Below are 26,087 nucleotides of genomic sequence, written 5' to 3'. Positions count from 1 at the left end.
TGGCCATCTTGTGGCGCTTCCGCTTCTTTCCGCAGGGCATGTGCTCTTCAGTGTTCGTGTTCGTGTCCTTCCAATTCCTCCAAGAAGCCATCCACCTGTCGGGTGATGGCCGTGTCTTCAACCAATGTCCTGTACTTCCGCAGGCAGCTGATCGCTTGATCGATGCTGTCCATGGTGGCATAGGTGCGCCCCAAGTAGAACCAGACGTCGGGGAATCCCTCAGCGTCCAGGTCGCGCACCTTCTTGAAGCGGTCGAGGGCCTTGTCCATCTGGCCGCTCTGAACCGAGAAGAGGCCCAGGTGCCAATGCGCTTCGGCATTGCCTGGCTCCTCCTCCACGATCTGCCGCAGCATCTGGATGCCGCGCATGGGCTCTGAGCCATTCACCAAGGTCACAGCCTCCATCATCCGGGCTTTCGCCGGCGTGACCGAAGCGGCTTCCTCCGCTTGCTTCCCCGAAGGTGTCCGGGGCACCATCATCAAAAGAACGCCTGCCACCGCCGCGCCAGCCAAGGCCAGCAACTGCGGTTTCCCAAATCCCATCATTGACCTTCCGGCTTCTGCGACCGGTTCTTCACCTGATCCACGAAGACATCGGCGGGCTTGAAGGCCGGGATGTCATGCGCGGGAATGATGATGGTCGTGTTCTGAGCGAGCAGGCGGCCGGTCTTCTGGGCCCGATGCTTCACGATGAAGCTGCCGAAGCCGCGCAGGTGCACTGCCTCGCCTTCAGCCAACTGGTGCTTCACCTCGTCCATGAACGCTTCAACCGTGGCCAGCACGATCATTCGCTCGATGCCCGTCTTCTTCGAGATGATGCCCACAAGTTCCGCCTTCGTCATAGCCCGATTGATTTGGGGGCGCAAATATAGACGGGCATACCGTACCCGCAACCCATCTTTGTGCCTGTATGTCAAGCCGTTCATGGTTCAGCCACGCCTTGCTCCCGTGGTACCGCGAAAACCAGCGCCCGCTGCCATGGCGCACCAGCCCCGACCCCTACCGCATCTGGCTCAGTGAGGTAATCCTCCAGCAGACGCGCGTGGACCAAGGCACGGCTTACTGGCATCGCTTCGTGGAGCGCTACCCCACCGTGGCGCAATTGGCCAAGGCCTCTGAGGACCAGGTGCTTCGGCTTTGGCAAGGGCTGGGCTATTACAGCCGCGCTCGCAATCTGCGCAAGGCCGCGCGACAGGTGCTGCAGGAGCATGGTGGACAATTCCCAGCCGTCCACACCGCCCTGCTCAAGCTCAAGGGGGTAGGCGACTACACGGCCTCGGCCATCGCCAGCATCTGCTTCGGCCTGCCTGAGCCTGTATTGGATGGCAATGTCTTTCGAGTGCTCAGCCGGGTCTTCGGCATCGCCACGCCTATTGACAGCACCACTGGAAAGAAAGAGTTCCGGGCCCTCGCCGCGGAATTGATCTCGCGCGAGCACCCCGGAGACCACAACCAGGCGGTGATGGAACTGGGCGCCACGGTATGCACGCCGAAGAACCCACGCTGCGACGAATGCCCCTTAGCACGCAAGTGCATCGCCAAAGCCGAAGGTCGCATGGCCGAACTGCCCGTGAAGAGCGGGAAGACCCGAACGCGCACACGGCACTTCAACTACCTGCTCATCGAGGCGAAGGGCGGCATCTATCTGCGGAAGCGCACCGGGAAGGACATCTGGCAGGGGCTCTGGGAATTGCCGATGGTGGAGACCGAGAAACCAGCGACGGCTTCTGTGCTGAAGAAGCAAGGCCCTTATGCCATCGTGAAGCGGATCGAGGGTCCAGTGAAGCACGTGCTCAGCCATCAGGTGATCCAAGCCGTATTCTGGGATGTTCATGTTCCGAAGCGAATCAGGAAGCCTGAAGGGTGGGTGCTGATGAACGAGAAACTGGTGGAACGACACGCGAAACCACGGCTGGTCGAGCGGTTCCTATCCACACGGAGCGCGGTGAAGTGAACCGCTACCTTCGTCTCCCCTATTCCCCATACCATCATGTCCGGCGTGAACAAAGTGATCCTGATCGGCAACCTCGGCGCCGATCCCGAAGTGCGGCACCTGCAGAACGGCGCCGCCGTGGCCAACTTCCGCATCGCCACCAGCGAGACGTATAAAGACAAGCAGACCGGCGAGAAGCGCGAGCAGACCGAATGGCATGCGATCGTGGCATGGCGCGGCCTGGCCGAGATCGTGGAGAAGTACCTGCGCAAGGGAAGCAAGGTGTACGTGGAGGGCAAGCTCCGCACCCGCCAATGGCAGGACAAGGACGGCATCACGCGCTACACCACTGAGGTGCATGTCGATGAGATGACCATGCTCGACCGCGCGAATGCCGGCGGTGCGGCTCCGCAGGCGCAGCAGCAGCCTTCCACCTCTGCGCAAGCCACCGCGCCCGCTGGGAACTTCGCCGACGAGGTGGACGATCTGCCATTCTAGTCCGTCCGCACGGTTGAACCGAAACCCTTCCGCTTGGAGCCTCCCTCCTTCCTCCCGCTGATCGCCCTCTATTGGCGCCCGCTCGATTCGGCTACCGCCCTCATCCTGGCGATGATCGCCGTGCTGCTGGCATGCAGCGCCGCCTTCAGCGCGAGCGAGGTGGCGCTCTTCTCGCTCTCGCCCACGCAACTGCGCGACCTGAAGGAGCGCGGCGGTGGTAGCGGCCAGCGCGTGCTCGACCTGCTGAGCAAGCCGCGCCGCCTGCTGGCCACCATCCTCATCGCCAACAATTTCGTGAACGTGGGCATCGTGATCCTCAGCACGGTGGCGGTGTCGTCGCTGCTTGAGGTGGAGCGCATGCCCGATTATCTGGTCTTCATCATCCAAGTGCTGGCCGTAACGGCGATACTCCTGCTCCTCGGCGAGGTGATGCCCAAGGTGTACGCCACCGCCAACAACATGCGCGTGGCCCAGCTCATGGCCGGACCGTTGCTCGCGCTGCGCCTGATCTTCAAGCCGGTGAGCGAAGCGCTCGTGCGAAGCACCACCTTCATCGAGCGGCGCTACCAGAAGCGAGCCGCCCAGCCCATCAGCATGGATGCGCTTGGCCATGCGCTTGAGCTCACCAAGGATGCCAGCACCACCGCCGAGGAGCAGCGCATCCTGCGCGGCATCGTCAAGTTCGGCAACATCGAGGTGAAGCAGGTGATGCGGCCGCGCACGGAAGTGGTGGCCTTCGACCGTGACCTCAGCTTCAAGCAATTGCTCGCGGCGATCGTGGACAGCGGATTCTCGCGCGTGCCCGTGTATGAGGAGACCATGGACCGTGTGGTGGGCATGCTCTACATCAAGGACGTGCTGCCTCACATCCATTCAGCGGACTTCGACTGGCACACGTTGCTGCGCGAGCCCTACTTCGTGCCCGAGAACAAGAAGCTCGACGACCTGCTGAAGGAATTCCAGCAGGAAAAGGTGCACCAGGCGGTGGTGGTTGATGAGCACGGCGGCACCAGCGGCATCATCACCCTGGAGGATGTGATCGAGGAGATCGTCGGGGACATCACCGACGAGTTCGACGAGGAGGACCTGATCTACAGCAAGCTCGACGACCGCACCTGGGTCTTTGAGGGCCGCGCACCCTTGCCCGATCTGTACCGCGTGCTCGGCATCGATGGGCAAGTGTTCGAGGAGCACAAGGGTGAGAGCGGGACCTTGGGCGGCTTCGTGCTCGAGCTCACCGGCCGCATCCCCAAGAAGGGCGAGCAGGTGGCGCTGCAGAACTTCACCTTCGTGGTGGAGGCCTCGGACAACAAGCGCATCCGGCGCGTCAAGCTCATCATGCACGATGAAGCGAAGAATTGAGCTCCTGCTGGCGGCTGTCTTGCTGCTGGCCAGCTGCGAAGACGATACCGTGCCGCGCCCCAAAGGCTGGCCGCGCCTCGATCTGCCTTCTGAGGCGCACGAGCGGTGGCGGCAGGATGGCGCGCCATTCAGCACCGAGCTTCCTTCTTACGCGCGAATCGCGGAGCGCAGGGCCGAAGGCGAAGCGCGCTGGTACGACCTGCGATTCGCCGGGCAGCGAGCCACCGTGCATCTCACCTACAGCGCGGTGCAGGCCAACCTCCCCGAACTGATCGAGGACGCGCACGAGTTCAAGCGGAAGCATGAGGCCAAGGCCGCACGGATCCGCAGTGAGCGCATGCTGCGTGATAGCGCCCGCGTGTTCGGGACCCTTTTCGATGTGGAGGGCGATGTGGCCAGCCCCTGCGTCTTCTACCTCACCGACAGCACCGATCACTTCCTCTACGGCGCGCTCTACTTCGATTCGCCTCCCAACTCCGATTCGCTGGCACCCGTGACGGCGCGTTTGCGCGCTGATATCCGGCACATGGCCGCTACGCTGGAGTGGGGCGCCCGGTGACGTGCATGGCCTTCAGCAGTGCCGCCAGAAGGAGCAGCGCGCCGAATTGATGCAGGATGCCCAGCGCGAGGTGGACCTGCGTGAGGATCGTGATCACGCCCAGGGTGAATTGCACGAGCACCGCAACGATGAGCAGCCTCCATGGCAAGCGCTCCACGCCACGGAACCGCCATGCGAAAACGATGAAGCCTGCCGCCACCAGCCAAGCCAGGTTGCGGTGGATGAACTGGACTCCATCCTTGCGCGCGGTGAAATTCAGCCAGTGCGAATCGAGGGCCGTGGCATTCTCCGGGAGGAAAGCGCCATCCATCAACGGCCACGTGTTGTAGCCGTGGCCGGCATCGAGGCCTGCGGTGAAGGCGCCCCAGATGACCTGCACCGCAAGCAGCATCAGCAGCGCGCGCGACCACAGGCCCGCCGTTGATCCGTTGGACCGAAAACCACGCCGGCCGCTGCGGATATCGAAGACCGTCCACAGCACCATGCAGAACACCGTGAATGCCGCGCACAGGTGGATGGCCAACCGGTAATGGCTCACGCTCACGAGCAATTGGCCGTTGGCATCGCGCTCGTCCACCAGTCCGCTGAGCACCATGAACCAGCCGAGGCTCGCCACCACGCCGCCGCCGAGCATGATCCACAGCGTGCGCTTCATCAGCCATCCATGCAATAACCGCTTGCGCCAGAAGAGCAGGAAAGGCACGATGAACACGATGCCCATCAATCGCCCCCAATTGCGATGGGCCCACTCCCAGAAGAAGATCTCCTTGAAATCGGCCAGCTGCATGTGGCTGTTCACCAACTGGTATTCAGGAATCTGCTTGTACTTGTCGAAGGCCGCCAGCCAGGCCGCTTCATCCATCGGCGGCATGGCGCCCATGATGGGATCCCATTCCGTGATGCTGAGGCCGCTCCCCGTGAGCCGCGTGATGCCGCCGATCACCACCATGAGCGCGATCATGGCGCAGCCGGTGAGCAGCCAGATCACCACGGGCCTCAGGTGCACAGAAGAGTTCATCGGGCGACGAAGGTACCGGCGAGCGCACGGGCCATGCCCTGATCCACGAAAGGAGAAGGGGGCATCAGCCCCCCTCGTTCACAAGCATGGCAGCGATTCTCAGATCCGCAGCAGGCGTCCGATCAGCGCAACGATGCTGGGCAGCACCAAGTCCTTCGGGGCCACAACGCTGCGCGCGTCGTCCTCACCCTTCGCCGTGGCGCTCTCACCATTGCCGGTTCCGCCTTTCACCTGCTTGGTAATGTCGATGGCGAGCACCTTGTACTGTCCGTCGTGCAGGGCCTGGATGGCTTCGATGATCTGCGCATCGCTCAGCGTGCCGCCATCGTAGGTCACGATCGCATGGTTGGGGCTGTCGTCCTCGCTCATGCGGATCTCGGTGCCTTGCACCCCGAGCTTGGCCAGCGCCTTCTTGATGGCGCCTCCGCACATCTGCTCGCAGCTCATGCCTTCGATGCTCAGGTCCGCGATGGTGACCGGCTCACCGCTGGTGATGGCCACTTCGTTGACGGTGCGTGCCACCGTGCTCACGGCCTGCTCCACAGGCGCATTGCCACTGCATGCGGCGATGAGGGCGGTGATCAAAAGACCCGTGGGAAGGCGGTTGATGCGCATGGCTCTGGTGGTTCGGCGATCATGGGACGGCTTGCCCCCCGATTCGGTTACAAATGTACCCGCAACGTCCCCGGATACATTCGCGCCTTGTTATGAAATCTGAACGCCCCGGCGGCACCTGGCTGCTCCTTGCCTTGCTGGCGCTGATCTGGGGCAGCAGCTTCATCCTGATGAAGCGAGGCCTGTACCACGATGAGCTGCCGGTCCTTACTCCCTGGCAGATGGCCACGGCGCGGTTGGCCATTGCCTGGCTGGTGCTCTCGCCCCTGCTGTTCCGCTACGCCGCCCTATTCCCCCGCCATTGGAAACCCCTCCTCGGTACGGGCCTTTTGGGCAATGGCATCCCGGCCCTCCTCTTCGCCACGGCCCAGACCCGCATCCCCAGCGCACTGAGCGGCATGCTCAACAGCCTCACGCCGCTGATGACCTTGCTCACCGGTGCCCTCTTCTTCGCAACGCCCGTGCGCATGGTGCATGTGCTCGGTATAGGCATCGGGCTGCTCGGGGCCATGGGCCTGGTGCTCTTCGGTGAGGCGGATGGGGTCGGCGGCTGGTCGTGGTACGCGCTCTTCCCGGTGCTGGGCACTTTGGGCTATGGATTCAGCGGGAACATCGTGAAGCGCCATCTGCATGCCCTTCCGCCCATGGCCACGGCGGCGCTTGCGCTCACGTGGATGGGCCCAATGGCCATCGGCCTGGCCATTGGCAGCGGCCTGCCTGAGAAGCTGCGCGCCGACCCGAACGCCTGGAACGCGCTCGGCCATGTGGCGGTGCTGGCGGTGATGAGCTCGGCCTTCGCGCTGGTTCTGTGGAACATGCTCCTTCAACGCACCACCGCCATTCGCGCCAGCATGGTCACGTACCTGATGCCAGTGGTGGCCATCGCTTGGGGGCTGCTCGATGGCGAATCGATAGGACCGGCCCAACTCTGCTTGGTCGCGCTGGTACTGGGCGCGGTGTGGCTGGTGAGCGCGGCGGAACGGGGCCGTTAGGCGTCATTTTCAACCCGCGGGCATGGATTAAGCGGAACTGATCGCCGGTGCCGCCCGTATGAGCCGCCTCAACTTCGCCCGCATGTACCTCGGACAGAAAGTCGTCATCGTGCTTCCCGCCTACCGCGCGGCACTCACACTCGAACAGACCTACCGCGAGATCCCCTTTGACATCGTGGACGACGTGGTGCTCGTGGATGACCGGAGCCCCGACAACACCGTGGAGGTGGCCAAGCAGCTCGGCATCAAGCACGTGGTGGTGCACGAGCAGAACAAGGGCTATGGCGGCAATCAGAAGACCTGCTACGACACCGCCAAGAAGCTTGGCGCCGACATCGTGGTGATGCTGCATCCCGATTACCAGTACACGCCGAAGCTGCTCACGAGCATGATCGCGCTCATCGGCAACGATGTGTATCCCGTGGTCTTCGGCTCGCGCATCCTTGGCAAAGGCGCACTGAAAGGCGGCATGCCCATGTACAAGTACATCGCCAACCGCGCGCTCACCTTCACGCAGAACATGCTCTGCGGGCAGAAGCTCAGCGAGTACCACACCGGTTACCGCGCCTTCCACCGCAAGGTGCTCGATGCCTGCCCTTACCATCTCTGCAGCGATGACTTCGTGTTCGACAACCAGATGATCGGCCAGATCTTCTGGCACGGCTTCGATGTGGCCGAGATCACCTGCCCCACCAAGTACTTCGACGAGGCCAGCTCCATCAATTTCAGCCGAAGCATGACCTACGGCTTCGGCGTGCTGAACGTGAGCTGGCGCTATTTCCTGGCGCGCACCGGCATCATGGGCTGGAAGCTGCTGGGCGATCGCAAGGCCACTGCCTGATCGCCGCGATCCTACCTTCGGCGCCATGCCTTCACATGGCCGCTTGCAGCTGCTGATCATCGCGATCGCAGCGCTGCTGTTCATCCCCGGCCTGGGCTCCGTCCATCTCTTCGATTGGGACGAGGTCAACTTCGCGGAGATCGCGCGCGAAATGGTGGTGAGCGGCGATTGGCTGCGCCCTCAGATGCATTTCGAGGCCTTCCACGAGAAGCCGCCACTCTTCATCTGGATGCAGGCGCTCGGGATGAAGGCCTTCGGCGTGGGCGAATTCGCGGCGCGCTTCCCCAACGCCATCTGCGGCATCGTCACGCTATGGATGCTCTACCGAATCGGCGAGCAACTGCGCGGCCGGATCTTCGGCATGTGGTGGGCGCTCGCGTACATCGGCTCCATCCTTCCGCACCTCTACTTCCGCAGCGGCATCATCGACCCTTGGTTCAACCTCTTCATCTTCCTCGGGCTGCACGCCATCATCACGTTGGTGGCCCTGGACCCCAAACGCGACCCGCGCGCCATCAATGCTCGCAGCGACCGTTACGCCTGGATCGCGGGCCTCTTCCTCGGCCTTGCGGTGCTCACCAAAGGCCCTGTGGGCGTGCTGGTACCCGCGCTCGTGATGCTCTTGTATTGGGCCGGGAAGCGCTTCCGCTTCGTGCTGAGCCTCCGCAGGACCGGCCTCATCGCACTCGCCACCTTGCTGACGGTATCCGCTTGGGCACTGATCGACCTCGCGCGCAACGGACCGGTTTTCATGATCGCCTTCTTCTGGCGGCAGGTGGCCATGCTCACCACCGAAGATGCCGGCCACGGCGGCTTCTTCGGCTATCACTTCGTTGTGCTGCTCATCGGCTGCTTCCCGGCATCGGTGTTCGCGCTCCAGGAGCTGCTGAAGCCCACGCGCACCACCGATGCGCATGAGAGCGACCACCGCCGATGGATGGTGATCCTATTCTGGGTAGTGCTCATCCTCTTCAGCATCGTGAAGACCAAGATCGTGCACTACAGCAGCCTGTGCTACTTCCCGCTCACCTACCTCGCTGCATTGCAACTCGAGCGCATCTGGAAGAAGGATGAAGGCTTCGGATGGAGCCGATTCGCCCTGGGCGCTTTGGGTGCGCTCATCGCGCTGGTGGTGATCGCGGTGCCCTTCGCGGGAATGAGCATCGATGCGATCAAGCCGCTCTTCGCGCAGGATCCTTTCGCGCTGGCGAACCTCGAAGCCGATGTGAACTGGACGGGCATCGAATCATTGGCAGGGCTCATGCTGCTCGGCGCGCTCATCGCCGGTCATCTATTGCATAGCAGGCACCAGTACCGCGCGAGCATGCTCGTGGTCTTCGGCGGTGGCGCGCTGTTCGTTGCCTCTGCCTTGTTCTTCTTCATCAAGAACATCGAAGGTTATTCGCAGCGGGCGGCAGTGGAGTTCTTCGAGAGCAAGGCCGATGAGCGCTGCTGGCTGCTCACCAAGGGCTACAAGAGCTACGTGCCCGAGTTCTATGGAAGGGTGATGGAGGCGCAGCCCGATGAAGCCACGCTCTGGCGCGGACCGATAGACAGGCCTGTCTACCTGGCGTGCAAACTGACGCATGCCGAGGAGGTTGAACAGTTGGGGACCTTCAGCGAGGTTCTCCGCAGGAACGGGTTCGTCTTCTTCGAGCGAAGGCCGTAGCGGCAATGCTGCATCCGCATACCTTGGCTCACCAAACCACCCGTCACATGAGCCTTCGCTGCACCTTGAAGCTCTTCTCGCTCCTGATCATCGGAGCAATCCCATTCCGCGGCCTGGCCCAGGGCGATACATGCACGACGGCACTCATCGTCGGCAACGGACTGCATCTGGCCAATGGCCCAACATCGGGCTACGGAGGCAATGGTTGCGGAGGCGGCCAGGACGGTGACTGGTACAGCTACACACCGAACTTCACAGGAACGGTGATCGTCACGAGCTGTCATCCGCTCAACAACAACATGGACGATGACACCTACCTGAAAGTGTACATGGGCAGTTGCGCGAACCTTGCCTGCATCGGATTCAATGATGACGCAGGCGACGCCGCCTGCCCGGGATATGGCTTCGCTTCATACATGGAGTTCAATGTCGTCGCGGGAGCCACGTACTACATCGTCTGGACGGACGTGTTCGACAGCGATGCGTTCTGGTGGGAGCTGCGCGAATGCGCCGGAAGCGTGGTCGGAGTGACCTATCGGGACCTGAATGCGAATGGGTCCCGCGATTCCGGGGAGCCGCAAGTCGATGCCATGCTCACCATCAATCCCGGTGGGATGAACGCGTACTCCGGCGGCGACCCATACTCCTTCTGCAGCGCCCTTGGCGACTACACCATCACCGCCACCCCTCCGCTGTACCACACCGTAACGCCCGCTTCGCAGAGCTATTCAGTGCCCGTGCAAGGCACGCAGGTGATCGGCATGGACTTCGGCTTCGTTCCCACGCCGGGCATCTACGACGGCGGAGTAAGCCTCTGGGGCCAGAATGCCTGGATCGGCAACAACACGCAGCTGAACATCGGCTACCAGAATCTCGGCGGCGAGACCATCACGCCCACCATCACGCTCACGCTCGACCCCTTGCTCACCTTCGTGAGCGCCAGCGTGGCGCCCACCAACGTGAGCGGCCCAACGGTCACTTGGGCGTTGCCCGCCCTCGCCGGATTCGCGCAAGGCGTGATCAACGTCACGGTGAACACCAGCACCTCTGCGGCACCCGGTGCGCCGGTGCTGAGCTATGTGGTGCTCAGCATCACCGAGACGGACATCAACCCCACGAACAACACGGCAGACAAGCACGCGACCGCCGTGACCGCGATCGACCCGAACGACAAGCACGTGAGCATGGTGAGCATCACGCCGGATGAAGTGCTCGCGCAGGAGAAGCTCGCGTACACGATCAACTTCCAGAATACCGGCACCGCCCCGGCCGTGAACATCGTGATCAAGGACAGCCTCGACGCCGATTGGGACCTGAGCACCTTCGAGATGATCGGCGCCACGCACCCTTACACGCTCACGATGAACGAAGAGGTCGCCATCTGGACCTTCGCCGAGATCATGCTGCCGGACAGCAGCACCAACGAGCCCGCAAGCCACGGCAGCATCCACTACCGCATGGCGCCTAAGAACAGCCTCGTGCTGGGCGACCAGCTCTCCAACCGCGCCGATATCTACTTCGACTACAATGCGCCAGTTCTCACCAACACCACGGTGACCACGGTGGAACTGAGCACGGGCATGGCGGACAGCGGGATGGGCAATGGCCTGCTCATCGCACCCTCGCCCAGCACAGGCATGGTGAACATGCACTGGAGCGATGTCCATGCGGGCAATGCGCAGCTGAATGTGCACGATGCCTTGGGCCGCGTTGTGTTCTCGATGAGCATCGCGAGCGGCAGCAATTCGCGCAGCGTCGACCTCAGCTTCCTGCCTGCAGGCAGCTATGTGGCACAGCTCAGCGGCGCCACCGAGGCCTGGGCGCGCTTCATGATCCAGCGCTGATCACGCATTCAGAAATCCTTGAAGGGCGCCTTACGGGCGCCCTTCTTCTTTCCGCACATTCGCTGCATGGACCTGAGCGACATCCTCACCCACCTCGGCGAAGACCGCGAGCGCGGATTCGATGCCGTGGTGCCGCCCATCGTGCAGAGCGGCAACTTCACCTACTCGACCGTAGCCGCCATGCGCTCCGTAGTGCAGCATGAATTCGACCGCCCCCTTTACACGCGAGGCTACAATCCCACTGTGGCCATGCTGCGGAAGAAGATCGCCGCGCTGGAGCATGCGGAGGATGCGCTCGTCTTCAGCAGCGGCAGCGCGGCCATCGCGGCGGCGGTGATCGCCTTCACCAAGGCGGGCGACCACATCGTGTGCGTGCGGAAGCCCTACAGCTGGACGAAGAAGCTGCTGGCAGACCTGCTCGTTCGCTTCGGCGTGGAGCACACCTTCGTCGATGGCACCGACGCAGAGAACTACCGCCGAGCCATCAAGCCGAACACCAGCTTCTTTATCCTGGAGAGCCCAAACTCGCTCACCTTCGAGCTGCAGGATATCGCGGAGGTGTGCGCCATCGCTAAGGAGCATGGCATCGCCACGCTATGCGATAACAGCTTCAACAGCCCGCTCTTCCAAAGCCCGATCAGCCTAGGCTGCGACATGGTCGCGCACAGCGCCACGAAATACCTCAACGGCCACAGCGATGTGGTGGCCGGCGTGCTCGCTGGCAGCCACGAGCGCATGCGGCAGGTGATGGGCAAGGAGTTCATGACGCTTGGCGCCTGTCCTTCACCGCATGACGCGTGGCTGTTGACGCGCGGCCTGCGTACCCTGCCCCTGCGCATGGACCGCAGTGCCGACAACGCGGAGAAGGTGGCGCGCTTCCTTGAGTCGCACCCGAAGGTGAAGGAGGTGCATTGGCCCGGGCTGGAGTCGCATCCGCAGCATGCGCTTGCGCAGAGGCAGATGAAGCGGGTGGCGGGATTGATGAGCATTGAACTGGATGCGCCGGACGTGGCTGCGGTGGAGCGTTTCTGCGACAGCTTGAAGCGATTCCTCATCGCCGTGAGCTGGGGCGGTTATGAGAGCCTGCAATGGCCGGTGTGCGCCTTGCAGGGCCCCAGCGGCTACTACACCGACCTGCCCTTCACGATGGTGCGGCTGTACATCGGCCTGGAAGAGCCGCAATCGCTCATCGCCGACCTGGAGCAAGGTCTCGCGCGCATATGAGGCTCAATTCCAGCGGACCTCTCCGCTCAGAACCTCGCCCGCAGCGCGATGATGAAGTTCCTGCCCGGCGCCGAGATGCCCGATGAATAAGGACGATAGCGCTGGTCCGTGATGTTCTCCACGCCTCCGGAAACCAGCACCACCCTGCTGACCTGGTACGATGCGCGCAAATTCAGCGTGTGCCAAGACGGCGCATGGGGGCGCATTTCCGCATCAAGCGCGTAGACCGGCAGCTTGGCCTGCTCGCTCGGTGGAAGCTCATCGAAGGTGAAGCCGCTGCTGAACTGCACGAATGCCTGCACGCGCACCTTCTTCCGCTCCCAAGTGATGCCCGCTTGACCGAACGGCGGCGGTGCGTGACGCAGGGGCACATCGGTCGTGCTCGCATCGTCCTGCTCCACGCCATCCTGCCAGTTGTAGCGCGCATCGAGCGCCAGGTTCTTCGTGATGCGCGCATCGATGCCGAGCGTGAAGCCGATCACACGGGCCTGCGCAGCGTTCTGGATGGCGTCCACACGGCTGGGCTCACCGTCGTACGAGATGCTGTCCGCCCCATTGAGCGTGAAGGGCCGGCGCACCATGGCGTTGTCCAGCAGCACGTAGAACGCGTTGCCGCGCAGGCGGATCTTCTCGCTCATGGTCTTCTCGATGCCTGCTTCCGCGCTGTAGGCGTACTCCGCCTTCAGGTCCGGGTTAGGCACGATCACCGCGCCCGGCTCACTATCGAAGACCTTCCCGATGTCGTCGATGTTGGGCGCGCGGAAACCTGTGCTCAGATCGATTGAGAGCTTCCAGCCGGTACCCGGTCGGAACGCCGCGCCCAGGTTGCCCGTGATCGCACTGTTGCTCAGGCTTGTGCTTGTGGCCGGGTACGCGAAGAGCGATGTATCGAATCGCGCTTCCAACGCCGACCAGTTGCAGCGGGCACCAGCAGACAGCGTGAGGCGGTCGGTAGCGTCATGCATGGCGCCGATGTACGCAGAGCCCGTGCTCCATTCCGCGCCATTCGGATACCGCGAGTTGATGATGGTCTCCTCGCTCGTGGTCTGGTTCACACGGACACCGGATGATGCCACCGTATTGGTGACATGCTCAGCTCCATACAGCAACTGGGTCCGCGCGCTAATCCGTTTCTCGAAATCGAGATTGGTCCAGATGCCGCCGATCTGCTCTGCTTGTGTCCGCTTGCTCGCGTTGCGGTAGTTCCGGTCATTGCGGCTCTCGGTGTAATCCTGGTTTGCGATGGAGAGGCGTGCAGTGCTCCAAGGGCCGCGCTTCGCCCAATGCTTCGCCGTGAAACTGCCCATCATCCACTCCTGCGGACCATAGTACCACTCCGCAGAGCGCGGCATGCCGTTGGGCCGTAGCTCGATCAAGCGGTCGTAGCGGGGCACATCCGTGGTGGTGCTGTAGTACACGTTCACACCCAGCTCGAGCGTCTCAACAGGCTTGAAGGCCAGCTTGCCGAAGAGGTTGATGTTGTCGTATGCGCTGCCCACCTGCAAGTTGGGGTCATCGTTCACCACCATGGAATCGATGTCGTTGATGCGCTCCACGTACCATGGACGCTGGTAGTCCATGGGGCCAACGCTGCCGGCCCGGAGATCGCCGAATCGGGTGAAGGAGGCATTGCCCACGAAGGCGAGCTTCCGGCCTCCGAGCCCGAAATGGAGGTTGCCGCCCATCTCGTTGGCCGCCGATCCATAGCGGGCCATCGCGCCGCCGTGGAGCAACAAGCTGCTGTCCATGCTGAATCGCGCACGCAGCAGGTGGAAATCCATCACGCCGCCGATGGCATCGCTGCCATAGGTCATGGCGCCTGGCCCGTGGATCACCTCCGCGCGATCGATCGCGTTGGCATCCACGCTGATCACGTTCTGCAAATTGCCCGCCCGGTAGATGGCGTTGTTCATGCGCACGCCATCGACCACGATGAGCACGCGGTTGGCCGCGAAGCCGCGCAGCATGGGGCTGCCGCCGCCCAGCTGGCTCTTCTGCATGAAGACCTCCCCGCTCTGCTGCAGCATGTCGGCAGCCGTGCCGGGGTTGTTCAGCGCTACCTCACGCGGGTTGATCACGGTGATCTGGTCAGGCACGCGCTCGCGCTCCTGCTCCCAGCGGTTGGCGCTCACCACGAAGGCATCGAGCCTGAAGGGCAGCGCCGACATGCCGACCCGATTGCCCATGCCGAGCACTTGCTGATAGCTGAGCACGCGGGGCTCGTAGCCGATCATGCGGAAGCTGATGGAATCGGCGCCGGTGAAAGCGCTGAGTTCGGCACGACCGCGCGCATCCGTGATGGCCGAGGCGCCCGTGCCGGGATGATGCACCGTTGCAGCCTCCAGCGGCTTCAAGGTGGCGGCATCAACCACGGTGACCTGTTGGCCAAAGGCATTCAGCGGAATCAGGAACGCCGCAAGGCCCGTCGACAATCCGCTCCTCCGAAGCAAATGTTCCGCGACTCCAAGGATGGACATGGCGCGCAAAGTAGCAGCGCGCGCGAAGCCGCATGATCCAGCAACCTACTGCTCCGGCGCCTTGCTCACCCGCACCCGAAGCAGCCGCGACGGTGCGAGCACTTCGCGGAGCAGCGTCTCCAACGCCAAGGCGTCCTCGGGGCGCTCCGCTTCTTCGAGCACCTGCAATAGGCTCTCGATGCGCAGGTGCCTGGCATCGATCCGGGTGGCGCGCAAGGTGTAGCGCGCGCTCGGGCAATTCCATTCGCCCTGCAATTGCGTGAGGTCCATCACTTCAACCGCCTGCGTGAACTCGAGGTCGATGATGAAGCGATCGCTCTGCCGGAAGTCCCAGTGGAAAGGCAGGTCCCGGCCCTCGGCCCGAAAGCCCTCCGGCACCGCATGGGCGAAGAAGGGGCGCAGTTCCATGGCGAAGAGGCCGTCTGCTTCGGGCGTCACCCACTGCGCAAAGGCCAGCTCTTGCCGCTCGTGGAAGCGGAAAGGCGGATCGGATTGCAGTCCTCGAAGGCTGGTGCCGGTCAACGCGGCATGGGGCAGGCGCGCAGGGGAATGGCCATAGTTCGGATGCACCGTGCTGTCGATGCGGTCGCCGAGGAATGCCGCTCTTCCCAGGGTGCTGAACTGGCCGCTGAGCAATATGCGCGCGTCGCCGGCCGCATCAGCCTTGTCCAGGTCGATGCGCAAGCGGTGCTCCATGGCACGCAGGTTCGCAGCTGGGTCAGCCGACGGCAGTTCCACGAAGAGCGGCGGTCGAGGGTCATCGGCGATGAGGCGCGGCAGGTCGATGAGCAGCGCGCTGGTGCCTTCCCAATAGAAGGGCAGCTCGTTGGCGAACCATCCGTGGCGTTGGCGCTTGGGGTGCATCCACAGCATGCCTGCGCCATCACCGATGCCGAAGAGCCATTCGTTGTCGCGCATGGGCGTGGTGAAGCGGTCGTCGAGGCGGCCATTGCGCTTGTCGAGCAGGTATGCGGTGACATGATCGCTGCCCTCGGCGTTGAGGAGCTTGCTGTAGAGATCGTACCGGCTGATGTCGCGCAAGCGCTCATCGCGCACCTGATCGCCCATGCGCGCAAGGCTGCGGTCCAGATCGAAGTACCAATCGCGGTCGGCATCGTAGGCAAAGTCGCTGGCGATGCGCTCGTGCAGGGCCTCCATGCGGCGCGCCTTCAGCGTATCCGGGATCCCAGCGCAGGTCTCGCGGATGAAGGCCTTGATCTGCCGATTCTGCCGGTCGGGCAGCTTCTTCTGTGCCACGCGCCTCCACCACATGGCCTTGGCCTCGCGCTGCCGGATGGCTTGGAGCCAGGGCTGTTGCGTGATCGGGAGATTGCTCAGTCGCTCACGCCTCAAGTTGCGCAGGTCGTCGGGAGCAAAGGCGACGATGATGCAAGGGAGCTCATTGGCCGGCCGACCGCCCACCTCATCCATCACGCCGGGCAGGTCGCGTTGTTCCCACACGGCACGACGATCGTTCCCGTCGTGTTCCCGGAGCGTGGGGGCAGCGCCAGCCAGTTCCAGCCCGTGCTTCGCATGATAAACCAATTCGACGCGTTGCTCGCGGATGGGCAGGCCGTGGTGGAAGAAGATGCGCCAATTGGTGAGCCGCGCCCAGTTGTCCATCCAGATGCTGCCGCGCCAGCCCAGGGTGTGCGGAGCATTCGTGTCCCAGGGCAGCATGTATTTCCAGCGGTACTCCACCACATCGCCCGGCATGATGCCTTGCGGGTAGCGCGTCTCGGACATGGTGGCCTGGAAGTTCACCGGATGGCCCAAGTAGCCGCGAGCGCTTCGCGTGGTCACGGGCAACTCGGTCCAGCTGCCATCGGGCCTGATCACGCGCGCCGCGAAATGATCGACGCGCATGTTGAAGAGCAGCGGATAGGGGCGCGTCTCCAAGCGCTCGTAGGGCTTGCCATGCTCGTCGTAGGGCGGGTCGAGGCTCTCGGGCAGCACAACAGGGCCGTAGCGTTTGATGTCGTCGCGCTCCATGAAGCGCACCACCCTGCGCCGCTCGTAGAAGAAAGCGATGTACTCGGGCTTCACGTTGCGGATCCGCAGCGAGAGCTCATCGGTGAGCACCTCGGAGTCGATGCTGCGGCCTACTTCCCAAGAGGCATCCCAGACCGGCGCATCGCCCCATGCGAAGGGCACCGTTTGCGCGTGCAAGGAGGCTGAACCGACGAGCGCCGCGAGCAGGAAGGCGGTTCGGAAACGCACGGCGATGGGTGTTGGCCCATCGAAGCTAAGCAATGACCTACTTCTTCCTGAAGTACAACCGGATCGGCACGCCCGTGAAGCGCCAGTGCTCGCGCAGGCGGTTCTCGAGGAACCGCTCGTAGCTGGGCTTGATGTACTGCGGCAGGTTGCAGTGGAAGACGAAGCTGGGCACGTGCAAGGGCAGTTGCTGGATGAACTTGATGGTGACCTGCTTGCTCTTGTACATGGGCGGCGGCTGCCGCTCGATCTCGGGCAGCAGCACATCGTTGAGCTTGCGCGTGGGGATCCGGCGCCTGCGGTCCTCATGGACCTGCATCACCATCTCCATCACCTTGAGCAAGCGCTGCTTCTCCACCACGCTGGTGAAGACCACGGGCACATCGGTGAAGGGCTCCATGCGGCGCTTCACTTCGGCCTCGAAGCCTTTCATGGTGTTGGTCTCCTTCTCGATCAGGTCCCACTTGTTCACCACCACCACCAGGCCCTTGCCGTTCTTCTGGATGATGGAGAGGATGTGCAGGTCCTGCTGCTGCATGGCCTCGCGCGCATCGAGCATCAGGATGCAGATGTCGCTATCCTCGATGGCGCGGATGGAGCGCATCACGCTGTAGAATTCGATGTCCTCATCGACCTTGGCCTTCTTGCGGATGCCGGCGGTATCGAGCAGGATTAGGTCGTGGCCGAAGACGCTCCAGCGCGTGTTGGCGGTATCGCGCGTGGTGCCCGCCACCGGTGTCACTATGCTCTGCTCGCGGCCCAGCATGGCATTCACCAGGGAGCTCTTGCCCACGTTGGGCCGGCCCACGATGGCGATCTTGGGGATGTCCGGCTCCGGATCCTCGGTGGGCTTGCGGAAGGTCTTGATCAGCTCGTCGAGCAGGTCGCCGGTGCCTGCGCCGCTGGCCGCTGCGATGGCATGCACCTCGCCGAGGCCGAGGGCATAGAAATCGGCGGTCAGGTATTGCCGGTCGTGGGTATCCACCTTGTTCGCCGCGAGCAGCACGGGCTTCTTGCTCCTGCGCAGCAGCTCCGCAATGGTCTCATCGGCGCTGGTCACGCCGCCGTTCACATCCACCATGAAGAGGATCGTGTCTGCCTCGTCGATGGCGAGCCTCACCTGCTTGCGGATCTCGGCCTCGAACACATCGTCGGTGCCGCTGATGTAGCCGCCGGTGTCGATGACGCTGTAGAGGATGCCGTTCCATTCGCTCTTGCCGTAGTGGCGGTCGCGCGTGGTGCCGGCGGTCGGGTCAGTGATGGCCTCGCGCCGCTCGATCAAGCGGTTGAAGAGGGTGCTCTTGCCCACGTTGGGGCGGCCTACGATAGCGACGATGTTTCCCATGATTCAGCTCAGGTGAATGGCGAATGGTCATTGGTGAATGGGCACGAGCAGTCCTTGAGACGGATTCCCCATTCGCCAATCGCCATGGACCATTCGCCCTGCATTTCAGTATCCGTATCGCTTCAGCTTCTTCTCATCCTCGCGCCAATCGGGATCCACCTTCACCTTCAGGTCCAGGAAGACCTTCTGATCAATGAACTTGGAGATGGCGATGCGCGCTTGGGTCCCGAGCCTGCGCAGCGCGTTTCCGCCTTCGCCGATCACGATGCCCTTCTGGCTCTCACGCATCACGATCACATCGGCCTGGATCCGCACGATCTCCGGGGCCTCCTCGTAGCTGTTCACAACCACCTGCGTGCTGTAGGGGATCTCCTGCTTATAGTTCGCGAGCACCTTTTCACGGATGATCTCGCTGATGAAGAAGCGCATGTTGCGGTCGCTCAGCTCATCCTTCGGGAAATACGGCGGATGCTCGGGCAGGTGCTCGATCAGGTAAGCTTTCAGCTCCTGCACATTCAGGCCATGCAGGGCGCTCAAAGGCACGACCTTGGCGTCGGGCAGCGCGGTTTGCCAGGCCTCCAGCGCGGGGAGGATCGCCGTTTCCGGAGCCGCGTCCACTTTGTTCACCAGCAGCACCTTGCGGCCCTTGAAGCGACGGGCGCGCTTGAGCACGTTCTCTGCCTTCTCGGGCTTCTGTCCGATCTCCACCAGCACGATGAGGATGTCGGCGTCGATGATGGCCTCGTCCACGGCACTCATCATGCGCTCGTGCATCTTGTATTGCGGATCGAGGATGCCGGGCGTGTCGCTGAGCACCATCTGGTGGTCGTCGCCGTTTAGGATGCCCAGGATCCGGTGACGCGTGGTCTGCGCCTTCGGATTAGCGATCACCAGCTGTTCGCCAAGCAAGGCATTGAGCAAGGTGCTCTTCCCCACGTTGGGCTCACCGATGATGTTGGCGTATCCGGCCTTGTGCGGCATGGTTGCGCGAAGATCGCCGCCTGGCCTATGGCCGAAGCGGCGGGAAAAGCGAAGGCCCGGCTTTCACCGGGCCTTCCTTCGTAGCGGGGGTAGGACTCGAACCTACGGCCTTCGGGTTATGAGCCCGACGAGCTACCATCTGCTCCACCCCGCAATGGGGCGCAAATATAGCCGGACACCCGACTGGGCCAACTTCCTATCGGACTTTAAGTGCAATGGCGCCGAGCTTCACCACGGGCCCTTGGCCGTTGCTCAACTGAGCCGCGATGTTCTCGATCACGATCTTATCCCCCGGCCTCACCTTTGCGATCACCTGCTTGATATCCGAGCTGAACGCCGCCCCTTGGCACACATGATCGATGGGATTGCTGCTGCCGCGCTGAAAGCTGAACGTGTAGCTCTTCGCCGTCCACACATCCCCGAATTCCGTGTTCGTCTTCACCGTCACTCCAGGGGCGTGCTTCAAGTCATTGAGCGCGATCCAGGTGTCGGCAGAGCCCTTGTCCTTCACGTAAGCTGAGGGCGGAGGAAGGTTCTTCACCCGGAACATCACTGGCCCGATCCTTCGCGTGCTGCCATCAGCCAAGGTGGCGGTGGCAAAAACCTCGGCCTTGGAGTCGGTCATTCCCGTCGCCACCCAGCCGTTGCCGCTGCGGCTGATGCGGCCTGTGCTGATGCTGGCCTGGATCCGCTCCGCCGCTATTCCGGGCACCGATAGCTCGATGGGGTTCTCGACCCCGCGATAGAGCACATTCATCTTGGTTGGACTAGCCACCAGTAGCGGCGCCATCACCTGGTATGAAGTCGCGTATGGGATCTCCTCGATGCCCTTGGGGCCATCGAACCGGATCGAGCCCTCCACGCGCTGCTCACCGATGGCATTGCCCCGCACGCGGAGCTTGGCCTTGCCATCGGTGCCGATGGGCAGCTCTTGCCCGTCCTTCAGCTTGACCTGGGCCGGATTGCGCGGATCATAAGCGGCCAGGAAGACATCCGCGCGGAAGGAATCACCGAGCATGATGAGGCTGCTCTGCGGCACCACGGCGGTGGTGAGGGTTCCGAAGCGGTAATCCTCAAGCTCTGCGCTGCGGTAGAGCCACTTCACCATGTCGTTCTCCGCCGCGCGCACATCCGCCTGGAGCTTGCTGAGCGTAGCGATGCCCGCCGCCAAGGGCACATCATAGAAGTTGATGCTCTCCCAGTTGTTGAGCGTGCCGCTGGCATCACGCCGGTCGCTGAAGTCGAAGAGGGCATCGAGCGAAGCCGATAGCGCCTGCCCCTTCTCACCGGCCAATCCCTTCAGGCTGTCGCGGAACGCCGTGATGCGCATGCGGATGCCGTGCGCGGATCCATCGCCCGTGCGCGGCGATCCGGGCTCGCTGCCCACGAGCGCATGCGTGAGCACATCGCGGTCGTCCTTCTTCTCGAGCATGAGCAGTGCGCGAAGCGTGTCGCGTCCATCGGCATCGGTGCCGCGCAGGAGCCGGGGCTCCAGGCCATCGGCCTTGGCGATGGTGGCGGTCTTGATCCCTTCGAGATGGCTTACGATCGAATCGGCCATGGCCTTCACGCGCTTCGCTTCTTCATGCTTCGCCGCGAATTTGTCGGGGAAGCGCTTGGCCATATCGGCGAAGACGGCATACTCCACCTGTGAGCGCTGCTCGTGCGCACGCTCGCTGCGCACGAGCTCGGCATCCATGATGGCGAAGGCATCGAGCACCTCCTTGCTCACGTTCAGCGCGAGGATCGCGGTGAGCACGAGGTACATCATGTTGATCATCTTCTGGCGGGGAGGGAGCTTCGCGGAGGCCATGGCGCTGGGGATTGATGAGGGTGCGGCATGCACCATCGATCAACCAATGCCATCAACGAACGCGGGTAACGCTCAGGCCGGATTCCCTTCCCCAAGCTCCTCCATCCGCAGCGAAGCCTCCTCCCACTCCTTCATGGTGGCGGCGATGCGCTCGGCCACTTCGCCCATGCGCGCGTAGCCCTTCTCCACCTCGGCTGCGGGCACGCCGCTGCGCATCACGTCGGCCTGCAAGCGCTTCTCTTCCGCTTCCAGGTCGGCGAGCTGCTTCTCGAGCCGCGCCACCAGGCCCTGCATGCGCTTGCGCTCCTTGTCGCGGTCGCGGCGCTCTGCATGGTCGCTCTTGTCGGCCTTCTCCACCTTGGTCTTCGGCTGCGCTGCGCTGCTCTTGCCGATATCGGCGCCCTGCAGGGCCTTGCGCTTCTCGATCAGCTCCAGGATGTCCATGTGCTGGTCGCGGATGCGGTGGTCGTCGAGCTCGAGCAAGCGGTTGGTGAGGCCGGTGAGGAAATCGCGGTCGTGGCTCACGAGCAGGAAGGTGCCCTCGTAGTTCTTCAGCGCATTCTTCAGCACATCCTTGCTCTGGATGTCGAGATGGTGGGTGGGCTCATCGAGGATGAGGAAGTTGAGGGGCTTCAGCAGCATGCAGCAGAGCGCCAACCGGGCGCGCTCGCCACCGCTGAGCACCTTCACTTTCTTGTCCACATCATCGCCGCTGAACATGAATGCGCCGAGCATGGCCCGAACGCGCACGCGGTTCTCTTCGCTTGCGGCGTACTCAGCGGTCTCCATCACGGTGCCCGCCGGATTCATGCGCTCAGGCATGTCCTGCGCATAGTAGCCCACGATCACGTTGTGCCCGAGCTTGATCTCGCCATCGAAGGGCTCTTCGCCCATGATCATGCGCACCAGGGTTGACTTGCCCGTTCCATTGGCGCCCACCAGCGCCAGGTGCTCGCCCTTGGCGATGGTGAGCTCCGCCTTGCGGAAGATCTCCTTGGTCTGTTCCGGATGCTTCCGGTCAGGATAGGACTTGCTCACGCCCTTCACCTCGCAGACGATCTTGCCGCTCTGCGGAGCGGGCGGGAATTTCACCAGCATCTTCCGCAGGTCCTCGTCCTCCACCTCGATGCGCTCGAGCTTGTCGAGCTTGGTGATCAGGCTCTGCGCGAATGCCGCCTTGCTGGCTTTCGCCCGGAACTTGTTGATCAGGTCGGTGGTCTCCTTGATGTAGCGCTGCTGGTCCTTGGCTTGTGCGGCCTGCTGCTCGCGCTCCACCTTGCGCAGCTCCACATATTGGCTCCAGGGCACCTTGCGGTCGATGAGCTTGCCGCCCACGACCTCGAGCGTGCGCTTGGTGAGCCGGTCGAGGAAGGTCTTATCGTGGCTGATGAGCACGAGGGCCGCTGGGTAGGTGCGAAGGAGATCCTCGAGCCACTGGATCGCCGGGAGATCCAGGTGATTCGTGGGCTCATCGAGCAGCAGCAGGTCCGGCTGGATCAGCAGCAGCCGCGCGAGCTCCGCGCGCATGCGCCAGCCACCGCTCATCTCGCTCATCAGCCGGTGCATGTCCTTTTCCACGAAGCCGATGCCCTTGAGCATGCGCTCGATCTGCATGTCGTGGTCCGCAGCGCCGATGGTGTTCAAGCGCTCGTGTGCATGCGCCAGCATCGTGGCCAGCTCCATCGCCTCTTCATCGGTGGTGGCCTTCTCAAGCGCCTTTTCGATCCGCTCCAGCGAAGCGTTCAGGGCTATGGCCTCTTCGAAGGCCTTCTCCGCCACCTGCCATGGCGTGAGCTCCAGGTTGTGCGCCATTTCCTGGGGCAGGTAGCCCAGGGTGAGCTCATTGGGCTTACCGATGGTGCCGCCATCGAAAGGCTGCTGTCCGGCCATGATCTTCAGCAAGGTGCTCTTGCCAGCTCCGTTACGGCCTACAAGGCCGATGCGGTCGTCGCTCCCAATGAAGAAGGAGACGCCATCGAACATGGGACGCTGGCCGAAATGGAGGGTGAGGCCCTGTACGGTGATCATTACTTGCGAAAGGGCCGCGAAAGTAGCCGATCGGCCCCGGGCAGAGCTTCCTTCAATGATTCCATAGGTCGTGCTCGAAGCGGAACAAGCGCTCCTTCACCGCATCGCCTTCGACCAGCGCGTCAATTCCTCTGGCATGCTCCAAGATGCGCCTATCGGGAGCGTTGCTCTCCTTCACCACATAACTGCTGAAGCGCCTTGACTCGAGCAATTGATCGAAGGTGATCCGCCCTCCGTCGTTCCAGGGATTGAAGGCCTCGGCATTGGCCAGCACATGCCGGAGTTCGGCGTAATAGAGCCAGAAGAGCGGTGCATGGCCGCGCAGTTCGCCGTCCTCACCACGCACTTCCTTCATGGGGGCGATGCCGATGATGCGAGCATCCATCACGCCGCGCTGTTTGTCGAAGTACCAATCCTCCTTGATCTGGTAGCGCGTGACCTGTGCTGCCGTGATGGGATCGGGCTGGGTGACCTCGATGGGAGTATCCGGGTCATCGAGGCTCGGTGTCCACACCGTCACCATGGGGTTCAGCACCGAATCGACTTCACCGCGGAGCATCGGATGGCTGAAGGAGTCATCGTTGGCCAGCACGCCCGGCGCATACGCCGTGAGCGTCCCGTCCTTCAACAGGGCTTGGCGGACCACATCGAAGAGGCTGCGACGGCCCTGGGCCGGTTCCAATGGGAAGATGAACGGGTGGTTCAGCTTCTCCCGGAGATCGAGCACGCGCCAGACCCGCTTGCAGAAGAGCACATCGGCTTCGCGCAGATGCGCAGCAGGCACGGCCCTTCGCGTGGGAGCATGCTCACGGATGTATGCGCCATCGAGCAGGTACTGCCCGGATGCAGCGTGACTGATGAAACAGCAGGCGAAGAGAAGGAATCGAGCGCGCATCGGATCCGTTTCCTATTGATGCGCTCAGGTCGGAAAGGTGACCCTCAATAATGCCATAGATCGAAGCCGATGGCATCGAGCTGGCGGCGAACAGCATCGCTCTCCAGCAGCGCATCGATGCTCGTGCTCGTGGCGCTGATCGCCCGGTCTTGCATGCTGCTCACTTTCGAGATGGTTCCACGGAACAAGCGGCCATCGAGGATGTTCTCGTAGGTGATCGGCGATCCTTCAGGTCCCGTTCCCGCGACCCACCAAGCGAACAACCGCCGGCATTCCGGGTAATACAGCCAGAACACGGGACGATAGCCGCGCAATTCGCCCAGTTCGCCACGAACTTCAACCATGGGCGCCAGTCCGATGATGCGCACTTCCATCACCGAACGCGCTTTGTCGAAGATCCAATCCTCCTTGATCATGTAACGCCGGACGGCAAGTGCGCGCATGGTATCCATTGCCGCCAGCTCCTGCATTAGCTGAGTTCTGCCGAGGACGGTGCGGAAGCCATCATCCAAGCCATCCTTGCCTGCAATGAAGGCTCTGATCCCGCCCTCATCACGCAAACCGTGACGGATCACATCAATCAGGCTGCGGCAATGCGCGGCGTCGGCAGCCGGTTCCGCGAGCAGCTTGTTCGAAGGCTCGTTCAGGTCGAGCACGCGCCATGCTCGCCGCGACCAAATGGCATCGGCTTCCCGCAACGGGGCATAGGTCCGCACCATGCCATCGCCCCGACAGGGACCATCGGGTCCCAGCGCATCCTGACCATGCAGCGACAGGGAGGCGATCGCGGATATCAGCAAAGCCTCGTATCGCGGTGCCATGCAGCATAAACGCCCGATTCCCGTGTTAACGTGCATGAACGACGAGGCCCCGGTGTTCCCGGGGCCTCGCATCAATAGTTGGGCGCGATCAGAAGTTCCAGAGGTCGTGCTCGAACTCGAACAGCGCCTGTTTGATCTCCTCACCCTCGAGCAAGGCATCGAGGCCGGTCTTGTAATCGCTTACCTGACGGTCGTACACGTTGCTCCACTTGGTGATGTAGCTGCTGAACTGGCGCTTCCAGAAGATGTCCTCGAAGCTGCGTCGCTCCGAATCATTCTCGCGGTTGAAGGCATCCCAGTTCGCGAACACGTAACGGCACTCAGGGTAGTAGAGCCAGAATAGCGGTCGGTAGCCGCGCACCTCTCCATCCTCGCCGCGAACCTCCTTCATGGGGGCCAAGCCGATGATGCGGATATCGAGCGTGCTCCGCTGCTTATCGAAGATCCAATCCTCTTTGAGCTTGTACATCTTGATGTCCCGGCTCTCGAGGTCAATGGTTTGCACAACCATCTCCATGTCGCCAGTTACGAGCGACTCGGTGTACTGGGTATCGAGGCGGCTGAAAAGATCCTTCAACTCCGTTGGAAGGAAAGCCTTCTTGAACTCGTCATCATCGGCCAATGCGCCTGGGTCGTAAGCGGTTATCGAGCCATCGACCATCAATCCCTGGCGAATCACATCGAAAAGGCTCCTTCGGTCATTGAGCGGGCTGGTCGGGAAATACAACGGGTGGTTGATCTTCTCCCGGAGATCGATCGTCCGCCATACACGGCGCGCCCACATCACATCGGCTTCACGGATGTGGGTGTACGGAACAACGCGCTTGGTCTTCGTGTGCTCCTTGATGAAGGCGCCATCGAGCACCGTCTGCGCCATCGCCGAAGGCGCGGCCCAAGCACCGCAGAGCAGGGCCAGTGCCATTGTCAGGTTCTTCAGGTTCCTCATCGCCGCTGTG

The 26,087-nt window shown here is 62.6% G+C and carries 22 protein-coding genes and 1 tRNA gene; 9 read left to right on the top strand and 14 right to left on the bottom strand.

The window, feature by feature from the left end:
• Positions 1-47: 47 nt before the first annotated feature.
• Complete coding sequence (locus tag IPK70_10250; GenBank protein ID MBK8227540.1) at positions 48-476, bottom strand: tetratricopeptide repeat protein; 429 nt, start codon at positions 474-476, stop codon at positions 48-50.
• A gap of 65 nt (positions 477-541) precedes the next feature.
• Complete coding sequence (locus IPK70_10245; GenBank protein MBK8227539.1) at positions 542-925, bottom strand: HU family DNA-binding protein; 384 nt, start codon at positions 923-925, stop codon at positions 542-544.
• Between IPK70_10245 and mutY the strand changes: the two genes are divergently transcribed.
• The 4 genes from mutY (at position 910) to IPK70_10225 (ending at position 4,351) form a co-directional block, all read left to right on the top strand.
• Positions 910-1,953 (top strand): A/G-specific adenine glycosylase, encoded by a 1,044-nt coding sequence (gene mutY / locus IPK70_10240; protein MBK8227538.1) that lies wholly within the window; start codon positions 910-912, stop codon positions 1,951-1,953. The two genes, IPK70_10245 and mutY, sit on opposite strands and share 16 nt — an antisense overlap.
• Positions 1,954-1,989: 36 nt before the next feature.
• Positions 1,990-2,430, top strand: coding sequence for a single-stranded DNA-binding protein (locus IPK70_10235; protein MBK8227537.1), 441 nt, complete (start codon positions 1,990-1,992; stop codon positions 2,428-2,430).
• 111 nt (positions 2,431-2,541) lie between these two features.
• Entirely contained in the window at positions 2,542-3,792 is a 1,251-nt protein-coding gene (gldE, locus tag IPK70_10230; protein MBK8227536.1) for a gliding motility-associated protein GldE, read from the top strand.
• Positions 3,776-4,351, top strand: a complete 576-nt coding sequence (locus tag IPK70_10225; GenBank protein ID MBK8227535.1) for a hypothetical protein — start codon at positions 3,776-3,778, stop codon at positions 4,349-4,351. Before gldE ends, IPK70_10225 begins: the two co-directional genes overlap by 17 nt.
• On the opposite strand, the gene IPK70_10220 is transcribed toward IPK70_10225, so the two are convergent.
• Positions 4,326-5,369: a COX15/CtaA family protein gene (locus IPK70_10220; GenBank protein ID MBK8227534.1), complete on the bottom strand. Its 1,044-nt coding sequence runs from the start codon at positions 5,367-5,369 to the stop codon at positions 4,326-4,328. The two genes, IPK70_10225 and IPK70_10220, sit on opposite strands and share 26 nt — an antisense overlap.
• A gap of 99 nt (positions 5,370-5,468) precedes the next feature.
• Positions 5,469-5,984, bottom strand: coding sequence for a heavy-metal-associated domain-containing protein (locus tag IPK70_10215; protein ID MBK8227533.1), 516 nt, complete (start codon positions 5,982-5,984; stop codon positions 5,469-5,471).
• 92 nt (positions 5,985-6,076) lie between these two features.
• Here IPK70_10215 and IPK70_10210 point away from each other — a divergent pair, with 92 nt between their 5' ends.
• From IPK70_10210 to IPK70_10190, 5 genes are all read left to right on the top strand, one after another.
• On the top strand, positions 6,077-6,976 hold the full coding sequence (locus tag IPK70_10210; GenBank protein ID MBK8227532.1) for a DMT family transporter: 900 nt from the start codon (positions 6,077-6,079) through the stop codon (positions 6,974-6,976).
• Positions 6,977-7,058: 82 nt separating this feature from the next.
• Positions 7,059-7,817 carry a glycosyltransferase family 2 protein gene (locus IPK70_10205; GenBank protein ID MBK8227531.1) on the top strand — a complete coding sequence of 253 codons (759 nt, stop codon included), beginning with the start codon at positions 7,059-7,061 and terminating at the stop codon, positions 7,815-7,817.
• A gap of 25 nt (positions 7,818-7,842) precedes the next feature.
• Positions 7,843-9,486, top strand: coding sequence for a glycosyltransferase family 39 protein (locus tag IPK70_10200; protein MBK8227530.1), 1,644 nt, complete (start codon positions 7,843-7,845; stop codon positions 9,484-9,486).
• 47 nt (positions 9,487-9,533) lie between these two features.
• A complete protein-coding gene (locus IPK70_10195; GenBank protein MBK8227529.1) occupies positions 9,534-11,330 on the top strand; it encodes a T9SS type A sorting domain-containing protein in 1,797 nt (598 codons plus the stop codon).
• A 66-nt stretch (positions 11,331-11,396) separates the two neighbouring features.
• Positions 11,397-12,554, top strand: a complete 1,158-nt coding sequence (locus tag IPK70_10190; protein MBK8227528.1) for an aminotransferase class I/II-fold pyridoxal phosphate-dependent enzyme — start codon at positions 11,397-11,399, stop codon at positions 12,552-12,554.
• Between the two features lie 26 nt (positions 12,555-12,580).
• Here the strand turns inward: IPK70_10190 and IPK70_10185 are convergent, their stop codons facing one another.
• The 10 genes from IPK70_10185 to gldN (IPK70_10140) form a co-directional block, all read right to left on the bottom strand.
• The gene (locus IPK70_10185; protein MBK8227527.1) at positions 12,581-15,031 is read right to left on the bottom strand and encodes a TonB-dependent receptor; all 2,451 of its coding nucleotides are present in this window, start codon (positions 15,029-15,031) and stop codon (positions 12,581-12,583) included.
• Between the two features lie 45 nt (positions 15,032-15,076).
• A complete protein-coding gene (locus IPK70_10180) occupies positions 15,077-17,251 on the bottom strand; it encodes a hypothetical protein (GenBank protein MBK8227526.1) in 2,175 nt (724 codons plus the stop codon).
• A 37-nt stretch (positions 17,252-17,288) separates the two neighbouring features.
• The gene (der, locus tag IPK70_10175; GenBank protein ID MBK8227525.1) at positions 17,289-18,593 is read right to left on the bottom strand and encodes a ribosome biogenesis GTPase Der; all 1,305 of its coding nucleotides are present in this window, start codon (positions 18,591-18,593) and stop codon (positions 17,289-17,291) included.
• 105 nt (positions 18,594-18,698) lie between these two features.
• Positions 18,699-19,574, bottom strand: a complete 876-nt coding sequence (gene era, locus IPK70_10170; GenBank protein MBK8227524.1) for a GTPase Era — start codon at positions 19,572-19,574, stop codon at positions 18,699-18,701.
• Positions 19,575-19,655: 81 nt separating this feature from the next.
• Positions 19,656-19,728 (bottom strand) — tRNA-Met (locus tag IPK70_10165).
• 42 nt (positions 19,729-19,770) lie between these two features.
• Positions 19,771-21,387 carry a gliding motility protein GldM gene (gene gldM, locus IPK70_10160; protein MBK8227523.1) on the bottom strand — a complete coding sequence of 539 codons (1,617 nt, stop codon included), beginning with the start codon at positions 21,385-21,387 and terminating at the stop codon, positions 19,771-19,773.
• A 72-nt stretch (positions 21,388-21,459) separates the two neighbouring features.
• The gene (locus IPK70_10155; protein ID MBK8227522.1) at positions 21,460-23,415 is read right to left on the bottom strand and encodes an ABC-F family ATP-binding cassette domain-containing protein; all 1,956 of its coding nucleotides are present in this window, start codon (positions 23,413-23,415) and stop codon (positions 21,460-21,462) included.
• 52 nt (positions 23,416-23,467) lie between these two features.
• Positions 23,468-24,310, bottom strand: a complete 843-nt coding sequence (gene gldN, locus IPK70_10150) for a gliding motility protein GldN (GenBank protein ID MBK8227521.1) — start codon at positions 24,308-24,310, stop codon at positions 23,468-23,470.
• A gap of 44 nt (positions 24,311-24,354) precedes the next feature.
• The gene (gldN, locus tag IPK70_10145) at positions 24,355-25,131 is read right to left on the bottom strand and encodes a gliding motility protein GldN (GenBank protein ID MBK8227520.1); all 777 of its coding nucleotides are present in this window, start codon (positions 25,129-25,131) and stop codon (positions 24,355-24,357) included.
• An 88-nt stretch (positions 25,132-25,219) separates the two neighbouring features.
• Positions 25,220-26,053, bottom strand: coding sequence for a gliding motility protein GldN (gldN, locus tag IPK70_10140; GenBank protein MBK8227519.1), 834 nt, complete (start codon positions 26,051-26,053; stop codon positions 25,220-25,222).
• Between the last annotated feature and the right edge of the window lie 34 nt (positions 26,054-26,087).

This window comes from Flavobacteriales bacterium, assembly GCA_016712535.1.
In the GTDB taxonomy this organism is placed as follows: domain Bacteria; phylum Bacteroidota; class Bacteroidia; order Flavobacteriales_F; family PHOS-HE28; genus PHOS-HE28.
Note: the sequence above shows the minus strand (reverse complement) of the source record. Positions and strands in the feature narration are given on the sequence as shown.